The organism is Paraburkholderia sp. SIMBA_054, from assembly GCF_046534875.1.
Lineage (GTDB): Bacteria > Pseudomonadota > Gammaproteobacteria > Burkholderiales > Burkholderiaceae > Paraburkholderia > Paraburkholderia hospita.
Genome location: NZ_JAWRXV010000883.1, coordinates 1 through 267, shown reverse-complemented (window position 1 = coordinate 267; position 267 = coordinate 1). Strand labels below are relative to the sequence as shown.

Genomic DNA, 267 nt, shown 5'->3' with positions numbered 1-267 from the left:
CGGTCGATGCAGAAGTGGGAGATGTTCATCGGGTCGGGGTGCGCCGGATGGCGTCGGTCGTCATCGGGTCATCGGGCTCATGGACTCACGCTGGCCGGGCGCGTCTGCGCCAGCGCGGCGGCGGGTGCGGACGCTGCGGCGCTTGCCGCCGGCGGCGCAGAGGCGGGCGTGCCGGGCGCACCAGGCGTGCTGCCTGGCGCCGCACTCACCACCTTGATCTGCGCATCCGACGACACGCGGATCGCACCATCGACCACCACGCGCTCG

At 73.0% G+C, this 267-nt stretch carries 1 pseudogene; it reads right to left on the bottom strand.

The window, feature by feature from the left end:
* Positions 1–77: 77 nt before the first annotated feature.
* Positions 78–267: pseudogene (locus SB822_RS57665) on the bottom strand (efflux transporter periplasmic adaptor subunit); the annotation flags it as partial.